The organism is Pantoea sp. UBA5035 (assembly GCF_002415245.1).
Lineage (GTDB): Bacteria > Pseudomonadota > Gammaproteobacteria > Enterobacterales > Enterobacteriaceae > Pantoea > Pantoea septica.
On record NZ_DICD01000027.1, the window covers coordinates 126,069 to 139,580 of the forward strand.

General features: G+C 57.4%; 14 protein-coding genes. 8 read left to right on the plus strand and 6 right to left on the minus strand.

Annotation, left to right across the window (positions count from 1 at the left end):
* The first annotated feature begins 30 nt into the window (after positions 1-30).
* The 4 genes from tsaB to rnd all read left to right on the plus strand — a co-directional run bounded on the left by tsaB (position 31) and on the right by rnd (position 4,486).
* Entirely contained in the window at positions 31-729 is a 699-nt protein-coding gene (gene tsaB / locus B3229_RS17325; RefSeq protein ID WP_048784509.1) for a tRNA (adenosine(37)-N6)-threonylcarbamoyltransferase complex dimerization subunit type 1 TsaB, read from the plus strand.
* Positions 730-792: 63 nt separating this feature from the next.
* The gene (locus B3229_RS17330; protein WP_048784510.1) at positions 793-1,383 is read left to right on the plus strand and encodes a Slp family lipoprotein; all 591 of its coding nucleotides are present in this window, start codon (positions 793-795) and stop codon (positions 1,381-1,383) included.
* A gap of 205 nt (positions 1,384-1,588) precedes the next feature.
* Positions 1,589-3,265: a long-chain-fatty-acid--CoA ligase FadD gene (fadD, locus tag B3229_RS17335; RefSeq protein ID WP_286872803.1), complete on the plus strand. Its 1,677-nt coding sequence runs from the start codon at positions 1,589-1,591 to the stop codon at positions 3,263-3,265.
* A 99-nt stretch (positions 3,266-3,364) separates the two neighbouring features.
* Positions 3,365-4,486 (plus strand): ribonuclease D, encoded by a 1,122-nt coding sequence (gene rnd / locus B3229_RS17340; protein WP_048784512.1) that lies wholly within the window; start codon positions 3,365-3,367, stop codon positions 4,484-4,486.
* A 53-nt stretch (positions 4,487-4,539) separates the two neighbouring features.
* Here the strand turns inward: rnd and minE are convergent, their stop codons facing one another.
* Genes minE through minC form a run of 3 tightly spaced genes read right to left on the minus strand, consistent with a single transcriptional unit; the run spans position 4,540 to position 6,375 of the window.
* Complete coding sequence (minE, locus tag B3229_RS17345; protein WP_033746630.1) at positions 4,540-4,809, minus strand: cell division topological specificity factor MinE; 270 nt, start codon at positions 4,807-4,809, stop codon at positions 4,540-4,542.
* A gap of 3 nt (positions 4,810-4,812) precedes the next feature.
* On the minus strand, positions 4,813-5,625 hold the full coding sequence (minD, locus tag B3229_RS17350) for a septum site-determining protein MinD (RefSeq protein ID WP_033746633.1): 813 nt from the start codon (positions 5,623-5,625) through the stop codon (positions 4,813-4,815).
* Between the two features lie 33 nt (positions 5,626-5,658).
* Positions 5,659-6,375, minus strand: a complete 717-nt coding sequence (gene minC, locus B3229_RS17355; protein WP_286872808.1) for a septum site-determining protein MinC — start codon at positions 6,373-6,375, stop codon at positions 5,659-5,661.
* 154 nt (positions 6,376-6,529) lie between these two features.
* On the opposite strand from minC, the gene B3229_RS17360 reads away from it, so the two are divergent.
* From B3229_RS17360 to B3229_RS17370, 3 genes are all read left to right on the plus strand, one after another.
* Positions 6,530-6,805 (plus strand): YcgL domain-containing protein, encoded by a 276-nt coding sequence (locus B3229_RS17360; protein WP_033746638.1) that lies wholly within the window; start codon positions 6,530-6,532, stop codon positions 6,803-6,805.
* 307 nt (positions 6,806-7,112) lie between these two features.
* The gene (locus tag B3229_RS17365; protein ID WP_033746640.1) at positions 7,113-7,772 is read left to right on the plus strand and encodes a fumarylacetoacetate hydrolase family protein; all 660 of its coding nucleotides are present in this window, start codon (positions 7,113-7,115) and stop codon (positions 7,770-7,772) included.
* Positions 7,773-7,838: 66 nt separating this feature from the next.
* The gene (locus tag B3229_RS17370; RefSeq protein WP_033747936.1) at positions 7,839-8,285 is read left to right on the plus strand and encodes a YcgN family cysteine cluster protein; all 447 of its coding nucleotides are present in this window, start codon (positions 7,839-7,841) and stop codon (positions 8,283-8,285) included.
* A gap of 32 nt (positions 8,286-8,317) precedes the next feature.
* On the opposite strand, the gene dsbB is transcribed toward B3229_RS17370, so the two are convergent.
* Positions 8,318-8,848, minus strand: coding sequence for a disulfide bond formation protein DsbB (gene dsbB / locus B3229_RS17375; protein ID WP_286872815.1), 531 nt, complete (start codon positions 8,846-8,848; stop codon positions 8,318-8,320).
* A gap of 117 nt (positions 8,849-8,965) precedes the next feature.
* Positions 8,966-10,495: a sodium/proton antiporter NhaB gene (gene nhaB / locus B3229_RS17380; RefSeq protein ID WP_286872817.1), complete on the minus strand. Its 1,530-nt coding sequence runs from the start codon at positions 10,493-10,495 to the stop codon at positions 8,966-8,968.
* A gap of 201 nt (positions 10,496-10,696) precedes the next feature.
* Between nhaB and fadR the strand changes: the two genes are divergently transcribed.
* The gene (fadR, locus tag B3229_RS17385) at positions 10,697-11,416 is read left to right on the plus strand and encodes a fatty acid metabolism transcriptional regulator FadR (RefSeq protein WP_033746644.1); all 720 of its coding nucleotides are present in this window, start codon (positions 10,697-10,699) and stop codon (positions 11,414-11,416) included.
* Between the two features lie 228 nt (positions 11,417-11,644).
* Here the strand turns inward: fadR and B3229_RS17390 are convergent, their stop codons facing one another.
* Positions 11,645-13,180: a SpoVR family protein gene (locus tag B3229_RS17390; RefSeq protein WP_048784516.1), complete on the minus strand. Its 1,536-nt coding sequence runs from the start codon at positions 13,178-13,180 to the stop codon at positions 11,645-11,647.
* Positions 13,181-13,512: the final 332 nt, after the last annotated feature.

A 13,512-nucleotide genomic window follows, 5' to 3' on the forward strand; every position in this document is an offset into this window, starting at 1 on the left:
GCGCGCCGTTTTAGATGACCCGAGGTTGTTATGTCTTCCCGAATCCTGGCGCTGGACACTGCGACAGAAGCCTGTTCAGCCGCGCTGCTTAATCAGCAGCAGATCGATGCCCGTTTTGAAATCGCGCCGCGCGACCATACGCAGCGTATTCTGCCGCTGATCGAAGCGCTGCTGCAGGCGCAGCAGCTGGAGCTGACGGCGCTCGACGCGCTGGCGTTCGGCCGCGGTCCCGGCAGCTTTACCGGCGTGCGCATCGGCATCGGCATCGCGCAGGGCCTCGCGCTCGGCGCCATGCTGCCGATGATCGGCATCTCGACGCTGGCGACGCTGGCGCAGGGCGCGTATCGCCAGCAGGGCGCGACGCGCGTGCTGGCGGCGATCGACGCGCGCATGGGCGAGGTTTACTGGGCCGAATATCAGCGCGACGAAGACGGCGTCTGGCAGGGTGAAGCAAGTGAAAGCGTGCTGTCGCCGGATGCGGCGCTGGCGCGCATGCAGGCGCTGGAAGGCGAGTGGTTTACCGCCGGCACCGGCTGGCAGGCCTGGCCGCAGCTGCAGCAGGGCCACGCTTTAACCCTCAGAGAGAGCGGCGTCGAACTGCCTGCAGCGGAAGATATGCTGCCGCTGGCGCAGCAGGCATGGCAGCGCGGCGCAACCGTTCAGCCTGAGCACGCCGAACCGACCTATTTGCGTAACGAAGTGGCGTGGAAAAAATTGCCGGGTCGCTGAGAACCTGCGGCGCAACTTATTGCGACAGCGCCAGTCTAACAAACATCTTTTAGGAGAATGCTTATGTCAGTATGTCATAAAGGAATGTCCGGTGTTTTGTTAGCCTGCGCGCTGCTGCTCAGCGGGTGCGTCACGGTGCCGGATGCGATTAAAGGAAGTTCCGAGCTTCCCCAGCAGGATCTGGTTCGCGTCATGAACGATCCGTCGCTCTATGTCGGTCAGGAGTCCCGCTTCGGCGGCAAAGTGGTGAAGGTGACCAACCTTAACGGCAAAACCCGACTGGAGATCGCCACGCAGCCGCTGGACGACAGCGCGCGTCCGCGTTTAGGTGCCGCTTCCGTCGGGCGTATTTATGCCGATATCAATAACTTCGTCGATCCCACCGACGTGAATAACCAGTACGTAACCGTACTGGGCACTATCAAGGGAACGGAGAAGGGCACCATCGGCGCGGCCAGCTACAACTTTGTCGTGGTCGATGTGCGCGGCTATCAGCGCTGGCATCTGACGCAGCAGATCAACACGCCGCCGCAGCCGATCGATCCCTGGATCTGGTACGGCCCGTCGCGTCGTCATCCCGGCTACTGGGGACCCAATCCTTACTGGGGCATGAACAGCGGTCCCGCGCAGGTGGAAACGATTCTGACGGAATAAGCGTTTTAGGCAAGATTTCAGGCCCGGCCGCGCCTGCCGCGACCGGGCTTTTTATTGCCGCTGAAAAGCGGGATGAAAATTAGTGATGCGCTTCGCAACCTCAGCAGGCCGAATCCGGCAAACTGGTACAATGAGTTAAAATATTGTTAATTGGCTGGGTGTTGAGGGTGCAATGGAACAACAACATATAAATCGAGGTGAACCCTTGAATAAGGTCTGGCTGAAACGCTATCCGGCAGATGTGCCCGCCGAAATTAACGCGGATCGTTATACCTCTTTGGTCGATTTAGTTGAACAGGCTACACAGCGCTACGCCGATCAAACCGCCTTTATCAATATGGGGCAGCCGCTGAGCTATCGGCAGCTGGAACAAAAGAGCCGCGCGTTCGCCGCTTACCTGCAGTCCGGGCTGGGCCTGAAAAAAGGCGATCGCGTCGCGCTGATGATGCCGAATCTGCTGCAGTATCCGGTGGCGCTGTTCGGCGTGCTGCGCGCCGGCATGGTGGTGGTCAACGTTAATCCGCTCTATACGCCGCGCGAGCTCAAGCACCAGCTCAACGACAGCGGCGCCAGCGCCATCGTTATCGTCTCGAACTTCGCGCATACGCTGGAGAAGGTGGTGGCGGAAACGGCGGTGAAGCACGTTATCCTGACGCGCCTCGGCGACCAGCTCAGGCCGGTAAAGGCTACGCTGGTGAACTTCGTCGTGAAATATATCAAAAAGATGGTGCCGAAATACCATCTGCCCGGCGCGGTGAGCTTTCGTCATGCGCTGCAGCAGGGCGAAGCGCTCGCCTATCAGCGTCCCAGCGTCGCCAATGACGATCTGGCGTTTTTGCAGTACACCGGCGGTACCACCGGCATCGCCAAAGGGGCAATGCTGACCCACCGCAACATGCAGGCCAACCTCGAACAGACCAAAGCGACCTACGGCAAACTGCTGCGCGACGGCAAAGAGAATGTGGTGACCGCGCTACCGCTCTACCATATTTTCGCGCTAACGGTGAACTGCCTGCTGTTTCTCGAACTGGGCGGTCAGAACCTGCTGATCACCAATCCGCGCGATATACCCGGCTTTGTAAAGTCGCTGTCGAAGTTTCCCTTCACGGCGATTACCGGCGTCAACACGCTGTTTAACGCGCTGCTCAACGACGCGCAGTTTAATAAACTCGACTTTTCCACGCTGCGCCTTTCGGCGGGCGGCGGCATGGCGGTGCAGAAAGCGGTGGCGGAGCGCTGGGAAAAGCTCACCGGCCACTATCTGCTGGAAGGATATGGCCTGACGGAGTGTTCGCCGCTGGTGTCGGTTAACCCCTATGACATTACCGAACATACCGGCAGTATCGGTTTGCCGGTGCCTTCGACCGACGTGCGCGTGGTGGACGATCAGGGCAACGATGTCGAACCTGGCGCGCCGGGCGAGCTCTGGATCCGCGGCCCGCAGGTGATGGCGGGCTACTGGCAGCGGCCGGACGCCACGGAAGAGGTACTGAAAAATGGCTGGCTCCTCAGCGGCGATATTGTTACCGTTGACCCGCAAGGCTTTATCCGCATCGTGGACCGCAAAAAAGATATGATCCTCGTCTCAGGTTTTAACGTCTATCCCAATGAGATTGAAGATGTCTTGATGCAGCATCCCAAAGTGCGGGAAGCGGCGGCGATCGGCGTGCCGAGCGATCTCTCGGGCGAAGCGGTTAAAGTCTGCATCGTGAAGAAAGAGGCGTCGCTGACCAAAGAAGAGCTGCTCGACCACTGTCGGCGTCAGCTGACGGGCTATAAGGTCCCGAAAATTATCGAGTTCCGCGACGAGTTGCCGAAAAGCAACGTAGGGAAAATCCTGCGGCGCGAACTGCGTGATGAGGCCCGACCCAGCGCAAGCTGACGTCAGGCAAGATTTCTGGTTGAACGCCGGCGAAGCCCGGCGTTTTTATTGATGATGAGATGGAGCGCCGCGCGCAGTCTGTCGCGGTGAAAACGAGATTTGAATTATTCCCTGATCGACCAAAATGAGCAGCTGGCCGTTGTCTGCCAGAAGGCCCGCCAGCATGCGGCCGTCGCGCTCGACACCGAATTCGTCCGCACCCGCACCTATTATCCCCAGCTGGGACTGATTCAGCTGTTCGACGGCGAACAGCTGGTGCTGATCGATCCGCTGACCATCAGCGACTGGACGCCGTTTATTGCGCTGCTGAGCGACACGCAGGTGAAAAAGTTTCTGCACGCGGGCGGCGAAGATCTCGAAGTCTTTCTGCACCGTTTCGGCGTGCTGCCGCAGCCGATGATCGATACACAGATTCTGGCGGCCTTCAGCGGCCAGCCGCTCTCGTGGGGCTTTGCCGCGATGGTAGCGCATTTCACCCAGGTCACGCTGGATAAGAGCGAATCGCGCACCGACTGGCTGGCGCGCCCGCTGACGCAGCGTCAGTGCGACTACGCTGCGGCGGACGTGCACTATCTGCTGCCGATCGCGCAGCAGCTAATGACCCTGACCGAGGCGGCGGGCAATATGGCCGCGGCGCTCAGCGAATGCGACCAGCTCTGCCAGCGACGTCTCGACGTCCTGCAGCCACAGGAGGCCTGGCGCGACATCACCAACGCCTGGCAGCTGCGTCCGCGCCAGCTGGCGGCGCTGCAGCTGCTGGCGGCGTGGCGTCTGAATGTGGCGCGCGAAAAAGATATGGCGGTGAACTTCGTGGTGCGCGAAGAGAACCTGTGGAAAGTGGCGCGCTTTATGCCGGGCTCAATGGGCGAGCTGGATCACCTTGGCCTGTCAGGCCATGAAATCCGCTTCCACGGCAAAACCCTGGTGGCGCTGGTGGCCGACGCGCAGGCGCTGCCTGAAGAGGCGCTGCCGCCGCCGCTGGGCAATCTGGTGGATCATCCACACTATAAGAATGTATTCAAGGCGATCAAGGCGCTGGTGCAGGAAGTGAGCGAGGAGACCGGCTTTAGCCAGGAGCTGCTGGCGTCGCGCCGTCAGATCAATCAGGTATTGAGCCAGTACTGGGGACTCAAGCCGCAAACGCGCGTGCCGGAACTGCTGGCAGGCTGGCGCGGCGATCTGTTTAAAACCCGCATTGAGGCGATTCTGGCGCAGTACTGACAGAAAAACATTCCCCTGCTAAACAGCAGGGGAATATCAGGAAACCGACACCGTCATTTGGCCGCTTCTTCCGTTTCAGGCAGCGTCACGTTCAGTTCCAGAATGGAGATATCATCGCCTTTCTGGTCAAGCTGGACGGTGACCATATCTGGATCGATCTTCACATATTTGCAAATCACTTCCAGAATGTCGCGCTTAAGCTGCGGAAGATAGTGGGGCTCACTGTCGCCCCTTCTGCGTTCTGCCACGATAATCTGCAGCCTTTCCTTGGCTATGTTGGCAGTGTTCTTCTTCCGGGATAAAAAGAAATCGAGTAATGCCATGGTTTATCCCCCGAACAGGCGTTTCAGGAAACCCTTCTTCTCTTCTTCAATAAAGCGGAAGGGACGTTCTTCGCCGAGTAACCGATCTACGGTATCAGCATAGGCTTTGCCGGCATCGGAATTCGTGTCGAGGATCACTGGTTCGCCCTGGTTAGAGGCGCGCAGCACCGACTGGTCTTCCGGGATGACGCCCACCAGAGGAATGCGCAGGATCTCAAGCACGTCTTCCATGCTCAGCATGTCGCCACGATTAACGCGGCCAGGGTTATAACGGGTCAGCAACAGGTGCTCTTTAACGGGCTCCTGACTGTTTTCGGCGCGGCGAGATTTAGAGGCGATAATACCGAGAATGCGGTCGGAGTCACGCACCGACGAAACTTCCGGGTTGGTGGTGATAATCGCTTCGTCGGCAAAGTAGAGCGCCATCAGCGCGCCGGTCTCAATGCCTGCCGGGGAGTCGCAGACGATAAAGTCGAAATCCATCGCTGCCAGATCGTTAAGCACTTTTTCCACGCCTTCGCGAGTCAGCGCGTCTTTATCGCGCGTCTGGGAGGCGGGTAGGATATGCAGCATCTCGGTGCGCTTGTCTTTGATCAGCGCCTGGTTCAGCGTGGCATCGCCCTGGATAACGTTAACGAAGTCGTAAACCACGCGGCGTTCGCAGCCCATGATCAGGTCCAGGTTACGCAGGCCAATATCGAAATCGATGACGACCGTTTTTTTGCCTTTTTGCGCTAAACCGGTGGCGATGGCCGCGCTTGACGTGGTCTTGCCAACGCCCCCTTTACCGGATGTAACTACAATAATGCGTGCCATAAATATTGATTTCCTTAACAGAAGAAAAGGGGCCTAATTAAGTGTCTGGATAGTCAGCGCGCCCTCTTCGAGGCTGAGGCGCGCGGCTTTACCAAAAAATTCCGCCGGGATTTGATCCATGATCCAGTATTCGCCGGCGATGGAGACCAACTCTGCTGCCAGGTTGGTGCAGAAAATCTGGCTGTTGCGATCGCCGCCGGCGCCCGCCAGCGCGCGTCCTCGCATCATGCCGTAAATATGAATGTTGCCGTCGGCGACCAGTTCGGCGCCGGCGCTCACGCTGTTGGTGACGATCAGATCGGCGTTACGCGCGTAAATCTGCTGCCCGGAACGCACCGGCGTGGTGATGATGCGCGTTTTGCTCGCCACCGGCTCTGCGGGGGCGACAGGCTGCGCCGCTGGCGCTGGCGCTGGCGCTGGCGCTTCGTTGCGCCGCACGCTCTCTTTGCCTTCCGCCAGAACCGGCAGGCCGGCGCGGGCGATCATGCGTTTCAGCGCCTCGTCTTTACAGCCGCTGACGCCGACGATGCGCAATCCGGTCGCGGCGATCGCCTGCTGCAGCTGTTTCCAGTTGACGTTGCCGTTAAGCGCCGCCACGTTGAGTACCACCGGCGCGTTTTTTAAGAAATCCGGCGCCTGATCGATTTTGTCCTGAAGCGCCTTACGAATCACTTCAGGTTCGGGATGGTGCAGATGAACAACAGACAGGGTAAAACTGCTACCTTTGAATTCGATTGGCGTTTGTGACATCTGTCCCACTCAGTCCTGTTTTCTCATCCGGCGAACAAACGTCGATAAAATCATCATTTCAGTCCATCCGGTGAATATTCGAAGTTCTGCAAGCATGTTATAGTTACTGTTATTTCCAGGCAAGCCACCATCCAGGTTTATTCGAGTAAAAAATATGTTTTGTGTGATCTACCGAAGCCCGACCCGTGACCAGACTTATCTTTATGTTGAAAAAAAGGACGATTTCTCCCGCGTGCCTGACGAGCTGCTTCGCGGCTTCGGCAAGCCGCAGCTGGCAATGGTGCTGAAGCTGGACGGACGCGATCGTCTGGCCAACGCCGACATCAATAAAGTTAAACAGGCGCTTATCGATCAGGGCTATTATTTACAAATCCCGCCGCCGGTTGAAAGTTTGCTGAAAGTTCATCTTGAGTCGGCAAAAAAAGATTAATTCAGATTCATCTGTAAATATAATCAGTGCTTCCTGCTTCTTCAGCATAATTATATATAACGATTTCCAGCAAAATAATGGCGCGATTACCGCGCCTTTTACTGTTCATTATTCTTTATTGCCCGCTTGCTGGCGATAAATTCACCGCCTCGGCAGCATATATTCACGCTTTTTTGACAATTTACGCACACTAATCTTTGCTAAAGCATCTTATTATGGCCGTTACAGCGGGCTAAAGATCCGCTGAACCGCAAACATCAACGTGCCGGCGTCGCTGGCAACACATAAACCAGAGCAGGGGATTAGCATGTATCAGCATCGTAACTGGCAGGGCGCCTTGTTGGATTTTCCGGTTAACAAAGTAGTCTGCGTCGGCAGCAACTATGCGAAACACATTAAGGAAATGGGCAGCGCCACGCCAGCTGAGCCGGTGGTGTTTATCAAACCGGAAACCGCCATCTGCGATCTGCGTCAGCCGCTCTCTCTTCCCTCCGCCTTTGGTGAAGTGCATCACGAGGTCGAACTGGCCGTGTTGATCGGCGCCACGCTTAAGCAGGCGGGCGAGGAGCACGTGGCCAAAGCGATTGCCGGTTACGGCGTGGCGCTGGATTTGACGCTGCGCGATCTGCAGGCGGGATTCAAAAAGGCGGGCCAGCCGTGGGAAAAATCGAAAGGCTTCGATAATTCCTGTCCGCTCTCCGGCTTTATTCCCTCCGCGGAGTTTCCAGGGGATCCGCAGGATACCGAGCTTAAGCTGGTGGTGAACGGCGAGGTGCGTCAGCTTGGCAGAACGTCCGATATGATCCATAAAATTCTGCCGCTTATCGCCCATATGAGCCAGTATTTCACCCTGCGCGCGGGCGATGTGGTACTGACCGGCACGCCGGAAGGGGTTGGCCCGCTGCGCTCGGGCGATACGCTGGAAGTGTCGCTGGCCGGCCACGGCATCAGCACGCGCGTGCTGTAAAGCTTGCAACGCCGCGCCTGACCCGATATAAGGTGCGGTTTTGTGATTAACCCGGACGCAGCCATCATGAGTGAACTTCCTTTCTGGCAGACAAAACGCCTCGATCAAATGAACGACGACGAGTGGGAATCCTTGTGCGATGGTTGCGGCCAGTGCTGCCTGAATAAGCTGCAGGACGCCGATACCGACGAGATTTACTTTACCAACGTCGCCTGCAACCAGCTCAATATCAAAACCTGCCAGTGCCGCAACTATGAGCGCCGCTTCGAATATGAAGAGGACTGCATTAAGCTAACGCGTGAGAACCTGACGCAGTTTAACTGGCTGCCGCGCACCTGCGCCTATCGCCTGCTGGGCGAGGGAAAAGGATTGCCGGCGTGGCATCCGCTGGTGAGCGGATCAAAGTCGGCGATGCACGCGCAACGTATTTCGGTGCGCTATATCGCAGTGCGGGAAAGCGAAGTGCGCGACTGGGAAGACCATATTATCGATCGTCCCGACCGCAACGGATAAGCGATAAAAAGGCTGCCAGGGCAGCCTTTTTTTTAGCGGGAGAAAATATCGCGGCGTTTCGGTTTCAACGGCTGCGCAATCACTGCTGCGATGGCCACGATCAGATAGGCGGCGAACACCACAATCATCCACTGCGGCATGCTCAGCGTCAGGAAGGTCCAGCTGCGCTCGGCGCAGTCCCCGCTAGCGACGAACACCGACGGCAGCCACTTGTCCAGCGGCAGCCAGGTCGGAAAACGCGCGGCGAAATCGCAGGTGGTAAAAGGATTGGGATGAAGCTGGATCATCGTATGTTCATACGAGAGGCGCAGTCCCTCCCAGGCGCTGTAGATCCAGATAGCCAGCCCGGCCCAGCGCAGCGGCGATTTAGGCGCGATGGCACCGACGATGCCCGCGCCCATGACGCCAAACAGCGCGCAGCGTTCATAAATGCACATGACGCATGGCTTCAGGCCCATCACATGCTGGAACCATAACGCCGTCAGCTCCAGCGCCAGCGCTGTTAACGCCAGCAGCAGCCAGGCGGCGCGACCGCGAGAACATTGATTCAGATATCGCAACATCTTGCTTTCCCTGTAAACGGTAGTGCCACGCAGTGTAAACCAAAAGCGCGCCGGTGCCAGCCAGGCGCTGGCGAAAATCCTGGTCAATTTGGGCTTTAGCTGATCCAGTTCAGGCATTTACATCGGCGGCGTCGCTATCCATCCCCACAGCTGCAAAATGTCCGTGACCGGCTCCAGCAGCCAGTGAAGAGAGACAAAGCCGACCAGCGACATCACGATAGTGAAGGGCAGCGCCATCCACACCATACGTCCATACGAGAGGCGGATCAGCGGCGCCAGCGCGGAGGTTAGCAGGAACAGAAACGCCGCCTGACCATTAGGCGTCGCCACCGACGGCAGATTGGTTCCGGTATTGGTCGCTACCGCCAGCAGTTCATATTGCCGCAGATCGATCGCGCCGTGCGCAAACGCCTGTTTTGCCTCGTTGATAAACACCGATCCAACAAAAACGTTGTCAGATATCGATGAGAGCAAACCGTTGAAGATGTAATACCAGCTTAGCTGGGCGTGCGGCTCAGCCTGCAGCACAAAAGCGATCAGCGGGCTGAACAGCTGCTGCTCGACAATCACCGCCACCACGGCGAAAAACACCGTCAGCAGCGCGGTGAAGGGCAGCGCTTCGGTAAAGGCCTGGCCAATGGTGTGCTCGTCCGTGACGCCGCACAGCGCGGTGGCGAGCACGATCACCGACAGGCCAATCAGGCCGACCTCCGCCAGATGCAGCGCCAGCGCAACGATAAGCCACAGGCCAATAGCCGCCTGAATCCACAGTTTCAGCCGATCCTGGCGCGTGCGCTGCGCCTTCTCCTCGCGATCGCTCTGCAGCAGAATGACGCGTACCGCGTCCGGCAGCGTGGCGCCGTAGCCGAACAGGCGAAAGCGCTCGACCAGCAGGCTGGTGAGAATGCCGCCCAGCAGCACCGGCACCGTAACCGGCGCCATACGCAGGAAGAAGCTGGCGAAATCCCAGCCGGCCGCATGAGCGATAATCAGGTTCTGCGGCTCGCCTACCATGGTCATCACGCCGCCCAGCGCGGTACCGACGCCAGCCTGCATCATCAGGCTGCGCAGAAAGGCGCGAAACTGCTCCAGCGTGGCGCGCTGATCGGGATCCGCTGCGGCGTAGTCAGGGTCGGAAGAGACGCGATGGTAGATCTGATAGAAGCCGACGGCGACGCTGATGACGACGGCGACCACGGTCAGCGCATCAAGAAAGGCGGAGAGAAACGCGGCCGCCAGGCAGAAGGTGAGGCTAAGCAGCACCTTCGACCGCAGCGACAGCAGCAGCCGCGTAAAGACGAACAGCAGCAGTTGTTTCATGAAAAAGATGCCGGCGACCATAAAGATCAGCAGCAGCAGCACTTCAAGGTTATCCGCCAGCTGCTGCTTAACCTGTTCGGCGCTGGCCATCCCGATGGCGATCGCTTCCAGCGTCAGCAGGCCGCCGGGCAGCAGCGGGTGGCATTTCAGCGCCATGCCGAGCGTAAAGATAAATTCGGCAATCAGCAGCCAGCCGGCAAGAAACGGGCTGACGAAAAAGAACAACAGCGGATTGATGACCAGAAACGCCAGCAGCAGCTTTTTGTACCAGTCAGGCGACTGGCCGAGAAAGTTGCGATGCAGCGCCTGGCCCCAGGTGATTTCCATGGCGTAAAGTCCTGTATGAAAAAAGATGGGCAAAGGGTAATCAGCGAATCAGCGAGGCGCAATCTTCCCTTGCCGGATTGCGCGCGGCTGCCGATTTTTGCGCCAGCCCGCGCTTTTAATCCCTGCTCAGTCTATACACGCCCAGGACGTCTGGTATGATGAGTGCCATTTCGACAAAGAAAGCAACGAGAACATATCGCTATGGTCATTAAGGCGCAGAGCCCTGCGGGATTTGCTGAAGAGTATATTATTGAAAGCATCTGGAACAGCCGCTTTCCTCCTGGGTCAATCCTTCCCGCTGAACGTGAGCTTTCTGAACTTATCGGCGTCACCCGCACCACGCTGCGTGAAGTGTTGCAGCGTCTGGCGCGCGACGGATGGCTGACGATCCAGCACGGCAAACCGACACGCGTAAATGACTTCTGGGAAACCTCCGGACTGAATATTCTGGAGACGCTGGCGCGTCTGGATCACGATAGCGTGCCGGTGCTGATCGATAACCTGCTGTCGGTGCGCACCAATATCGCCTCGATCTTTATCAGCCGCGCGCTGCGTCACCATCCCGACAAGGCGCGCGCGGTGCTGGAGAGCGTCGCCGGCATTGAGGATCAGGCCGATGCCTATACCGAACTCGACTACCGCGTGTTCCGTGGTCTGGCGTTCGCTTCCGGCAATCCTATTTACGGTTTGATTCTCAACGGCCTGAAAGGGCTCTATACCCGCGTGGGCCGCTACTATTTTTCTAATCCAGAGGCCCGCGAGCTGGCGCGCAATTTCTATTCGCGACTCGAAGCGCTGTGCGTTAAAGAGCCGTCGCAGGATCAGATTGTCGATGCGGTACGCGAGTATGGTCGTCGCAGCGGCGAGATCTGGCACAGCATGCAGAAAAGCATGCCGGAAGATCTCGGCAGCAAGCGCTAACAGCGGAAAACCGGACTACGTCCGGTTTTTTTTTGCCTGTAAGTCAGGCGCGGTCGCGGGCAGCATGAACAGATCGCAAAGTCGCTCAAGGCGTCCCTGCGCGCTCGTCCCGCGGCTTCCCTGCCGCGGGACGCTTTGCTCTTCTTTTCATGCTACCCGCTTCCTGAACAGCGGTGCAGCCTGAAAAAAAAACCGGACAGCGTCCGGTTTTTTCTTTTTACTAATCTCTCAAAGCGCGCTGCCGCGCGTCGGACAGCGGTCCAGCAGCTCGACGCTGCCATCTTCGTTCTGCTGTTCGAGGATCACATCAAACCCCCACAGGCGATGAACGTGCTTCATCACCTCGCGGCGGCTCTTGTCGAGCGGCGTGCGGCTTTGCGGTACGTAGCGCAGCGTCAGCGAGCGGTCGCCGCGCAGGTCGACGTTGTAGACCTGAATATTGGGTTCCAGATTGCTCAGGTTGTACTGTGCGGAAAGCTGCTGACGAATGGCGCGGTAGCCCGCTTCATCATGGATGGCGGCGATCTCGAGATAGTTGTTGCGGTCGTCGTCCAGTACGGTAAACAGGCGGAAATCACGCATCACCTTGGGCGACAGGAACTGGCTGATAAAGCTCTCATCCTTGAATTCGCGCATGGCGAAGTGCAGGGTCTCCAGCCAGTCGGAACCGGCGATATCCGGGAACCAGTAGCGATCCTCCTCCGTCGGCGACTGACAGATGCGCTTAATATCCTGGAACATTGCGAAGCCGAGCGCGTAAGGGTTAATGCCGTTATACCAGGGGCTGTTGTAAGGCGGCTGGAACACTACGTTGGTATGGCTGTGCAGGAACTCGATCATAAAGCGATCCGAGACTTTGCCCTCATCATAGAGATGATTGAGGATGGTGTAGTGCCAGAAGGTCGCCCAGCCTTCATTCATCACCTGCGTCTGCTTCTGCGGATAGAAATACTGGCTCACCTTGCGCACGATGCGCAGGATCTCGCGCTGCCACGGCTCCAGCAGCGGCGCGTTCTTCTCCATAAAGTAGAGCAGGTTCTCCTGCGGCTCAGAGGGATAGCGCGCCGCCTCGACCTGCACCGCCTCTTTCTCACGACGCGGCAGGGTGCGCCACAGGGTATTCACCTGGCTTTGCAGATACTCTTCGCGACTCTTCTGCCGCGCTTTCTCTTCCTGTAAGGAGATCTTCTGCGGACGTTTATAGCGATCCACGCCGTAGTTCATCAGCGCGTGGCAGGAGTCGAGCAGCCGTTCGACCTCTTCGACGCCGTAGCGCTCTTCGCAGTCGGAGATATATTTCTTCGCAAACAGCAGATAGTCGACGATAGAGCTGGCGTCGGTCCAGCTGCGGAACAGGTAGTTATTTTTGAAAAACGAGTTGTGGCCGTAGCAGGCGTGCGCCATCACCAGCGCCTGCATAGTCATGGTGTTCTCTTCCATCAGATAGGCGATACAGGGATTGGAGTTGATCACAATCTCATACGCCAGTCCTTGCTGCCCGTGCTTATAACGCTGCTCGGTTTCGATGAACTTTTTGCCGAACGACCAGTGAGCGTAGTTGATTGGCATACCGACGCTGGAGTAGGCGTCCATCATCTGCTCGGAGGTGATGACTTCAATCTGATGGGGATAGGTGTCGAGTCGGTAGAGTTTGGCTACGCGGTCAATTTCCGCAAGGTAGACATCGAGCAAATCAAATGTCCAGTCCGGTCCATCGCTGAGTCGTTTGCTGTCCTTAATCGGATCGTCAAAGATTGTCGTCATAGCGCACCTCTGTTTTGCAAACAGGCCTGCCCGCTGCGAGCAGCCGGTTTCGGTAATTTCAAGGCTCATCCCTAAGAAAGAGAACCCCAAAAACAGGCGAACACTTCAATGATAGCCCACTGTCACCTATCTGATCGCGGAACTCAACTGAATTATTCGGCACAAAATCATCCTAAAAAGGGCGCAAAAGCATTTGATGAACGCTTGTCAGTCTAAATGGCGAAAAGTCGGGATAAAATGCTGTTTATAAGTGGATTGTATGGCGTCGGCTTATTCTCCTGAAATAAGTGAATATTGCCGCATACGCTATTATTAACTGCTAAGAAGCGGTA

Coding starts and splice junctions, on each gene's coding strand:
- tsaB (WP_048784509.1), top strand. CDS start 31: ATGTCTTCCCGAATCCTGGCGCTGGACACTGCGACAGAAGCCTGTTCA.
- B3229_RS17330 (WP_048784510.1), top strand. CDS start 793: ATGTCAGTATGTCATAAAGGAATGTCCGGTGTTTTGTTAGCCTGCGCG.
- minE (WP_033746630.1), bottom strand. CDS start 4,809: ATGGCATTACTCGATTTCTTTTTATCCCGGAAGAAGAACACTGCCAAC.
- minD (WP_033746633.1), bottom strand. CDS start 5,625: ATGGCACGCATTATTGTAGTTACATCCGGTAAAGGGGGCGTTGGCAAG.
- minC (WP_286872808.1), bottom strand. CDS start 6,375: ATGTCACAAACGCCAATCGAATTCAAAGGTAGCAGTTTTACCCTGTCT.
- B3229_RS17360 (WP_033746638.1), top strand. CDS start 6,530: ATGTTTTGTGTGATCTACCGAAGCCCGACCCGTGACCAGACTTATCTT.
- B3229_RS17365 (WP_033746640.1), top strand. CDS start 7,113: ATGTATCAGCATCGTAACTGGCAGGGCGCCTTGTTGGATTTTCCGGTT.
- B3229_RS17370 (WP_033747936.1), top strand. CDS start 7,839: ATGAGTGAACTTCCTTTCTGGCAGACAAAACGCCTCGATCAAATGAAC.
- dsbB (WP_286872815.1), bottom strand. CDS start 8,848: ATGTTGCGATATCTGAATCAATGTTCTCGCGGTCGCGCCGCCTGGCTG.
- nhaB (WP_286872817.1), bottom strand. CDS start 10,495: ATGGAAATCACCTGGGGCCAGGCGCTGCATCGCAACTTTCTCGGCCAG.
- fadR (WP_033746644.1), top strand. CDS start 10,697: ATGGTCATTAAGGCGCAGAGCCCTGCGGGATTTGCTGAAGAGTATATT.
- B3229_RS17390 (WP_048784516.1), bottom strand. CDS start 13,180: ATGACGACAATCTTTGACGATCCGATTAAGGACAGCAAACGACTCAGC.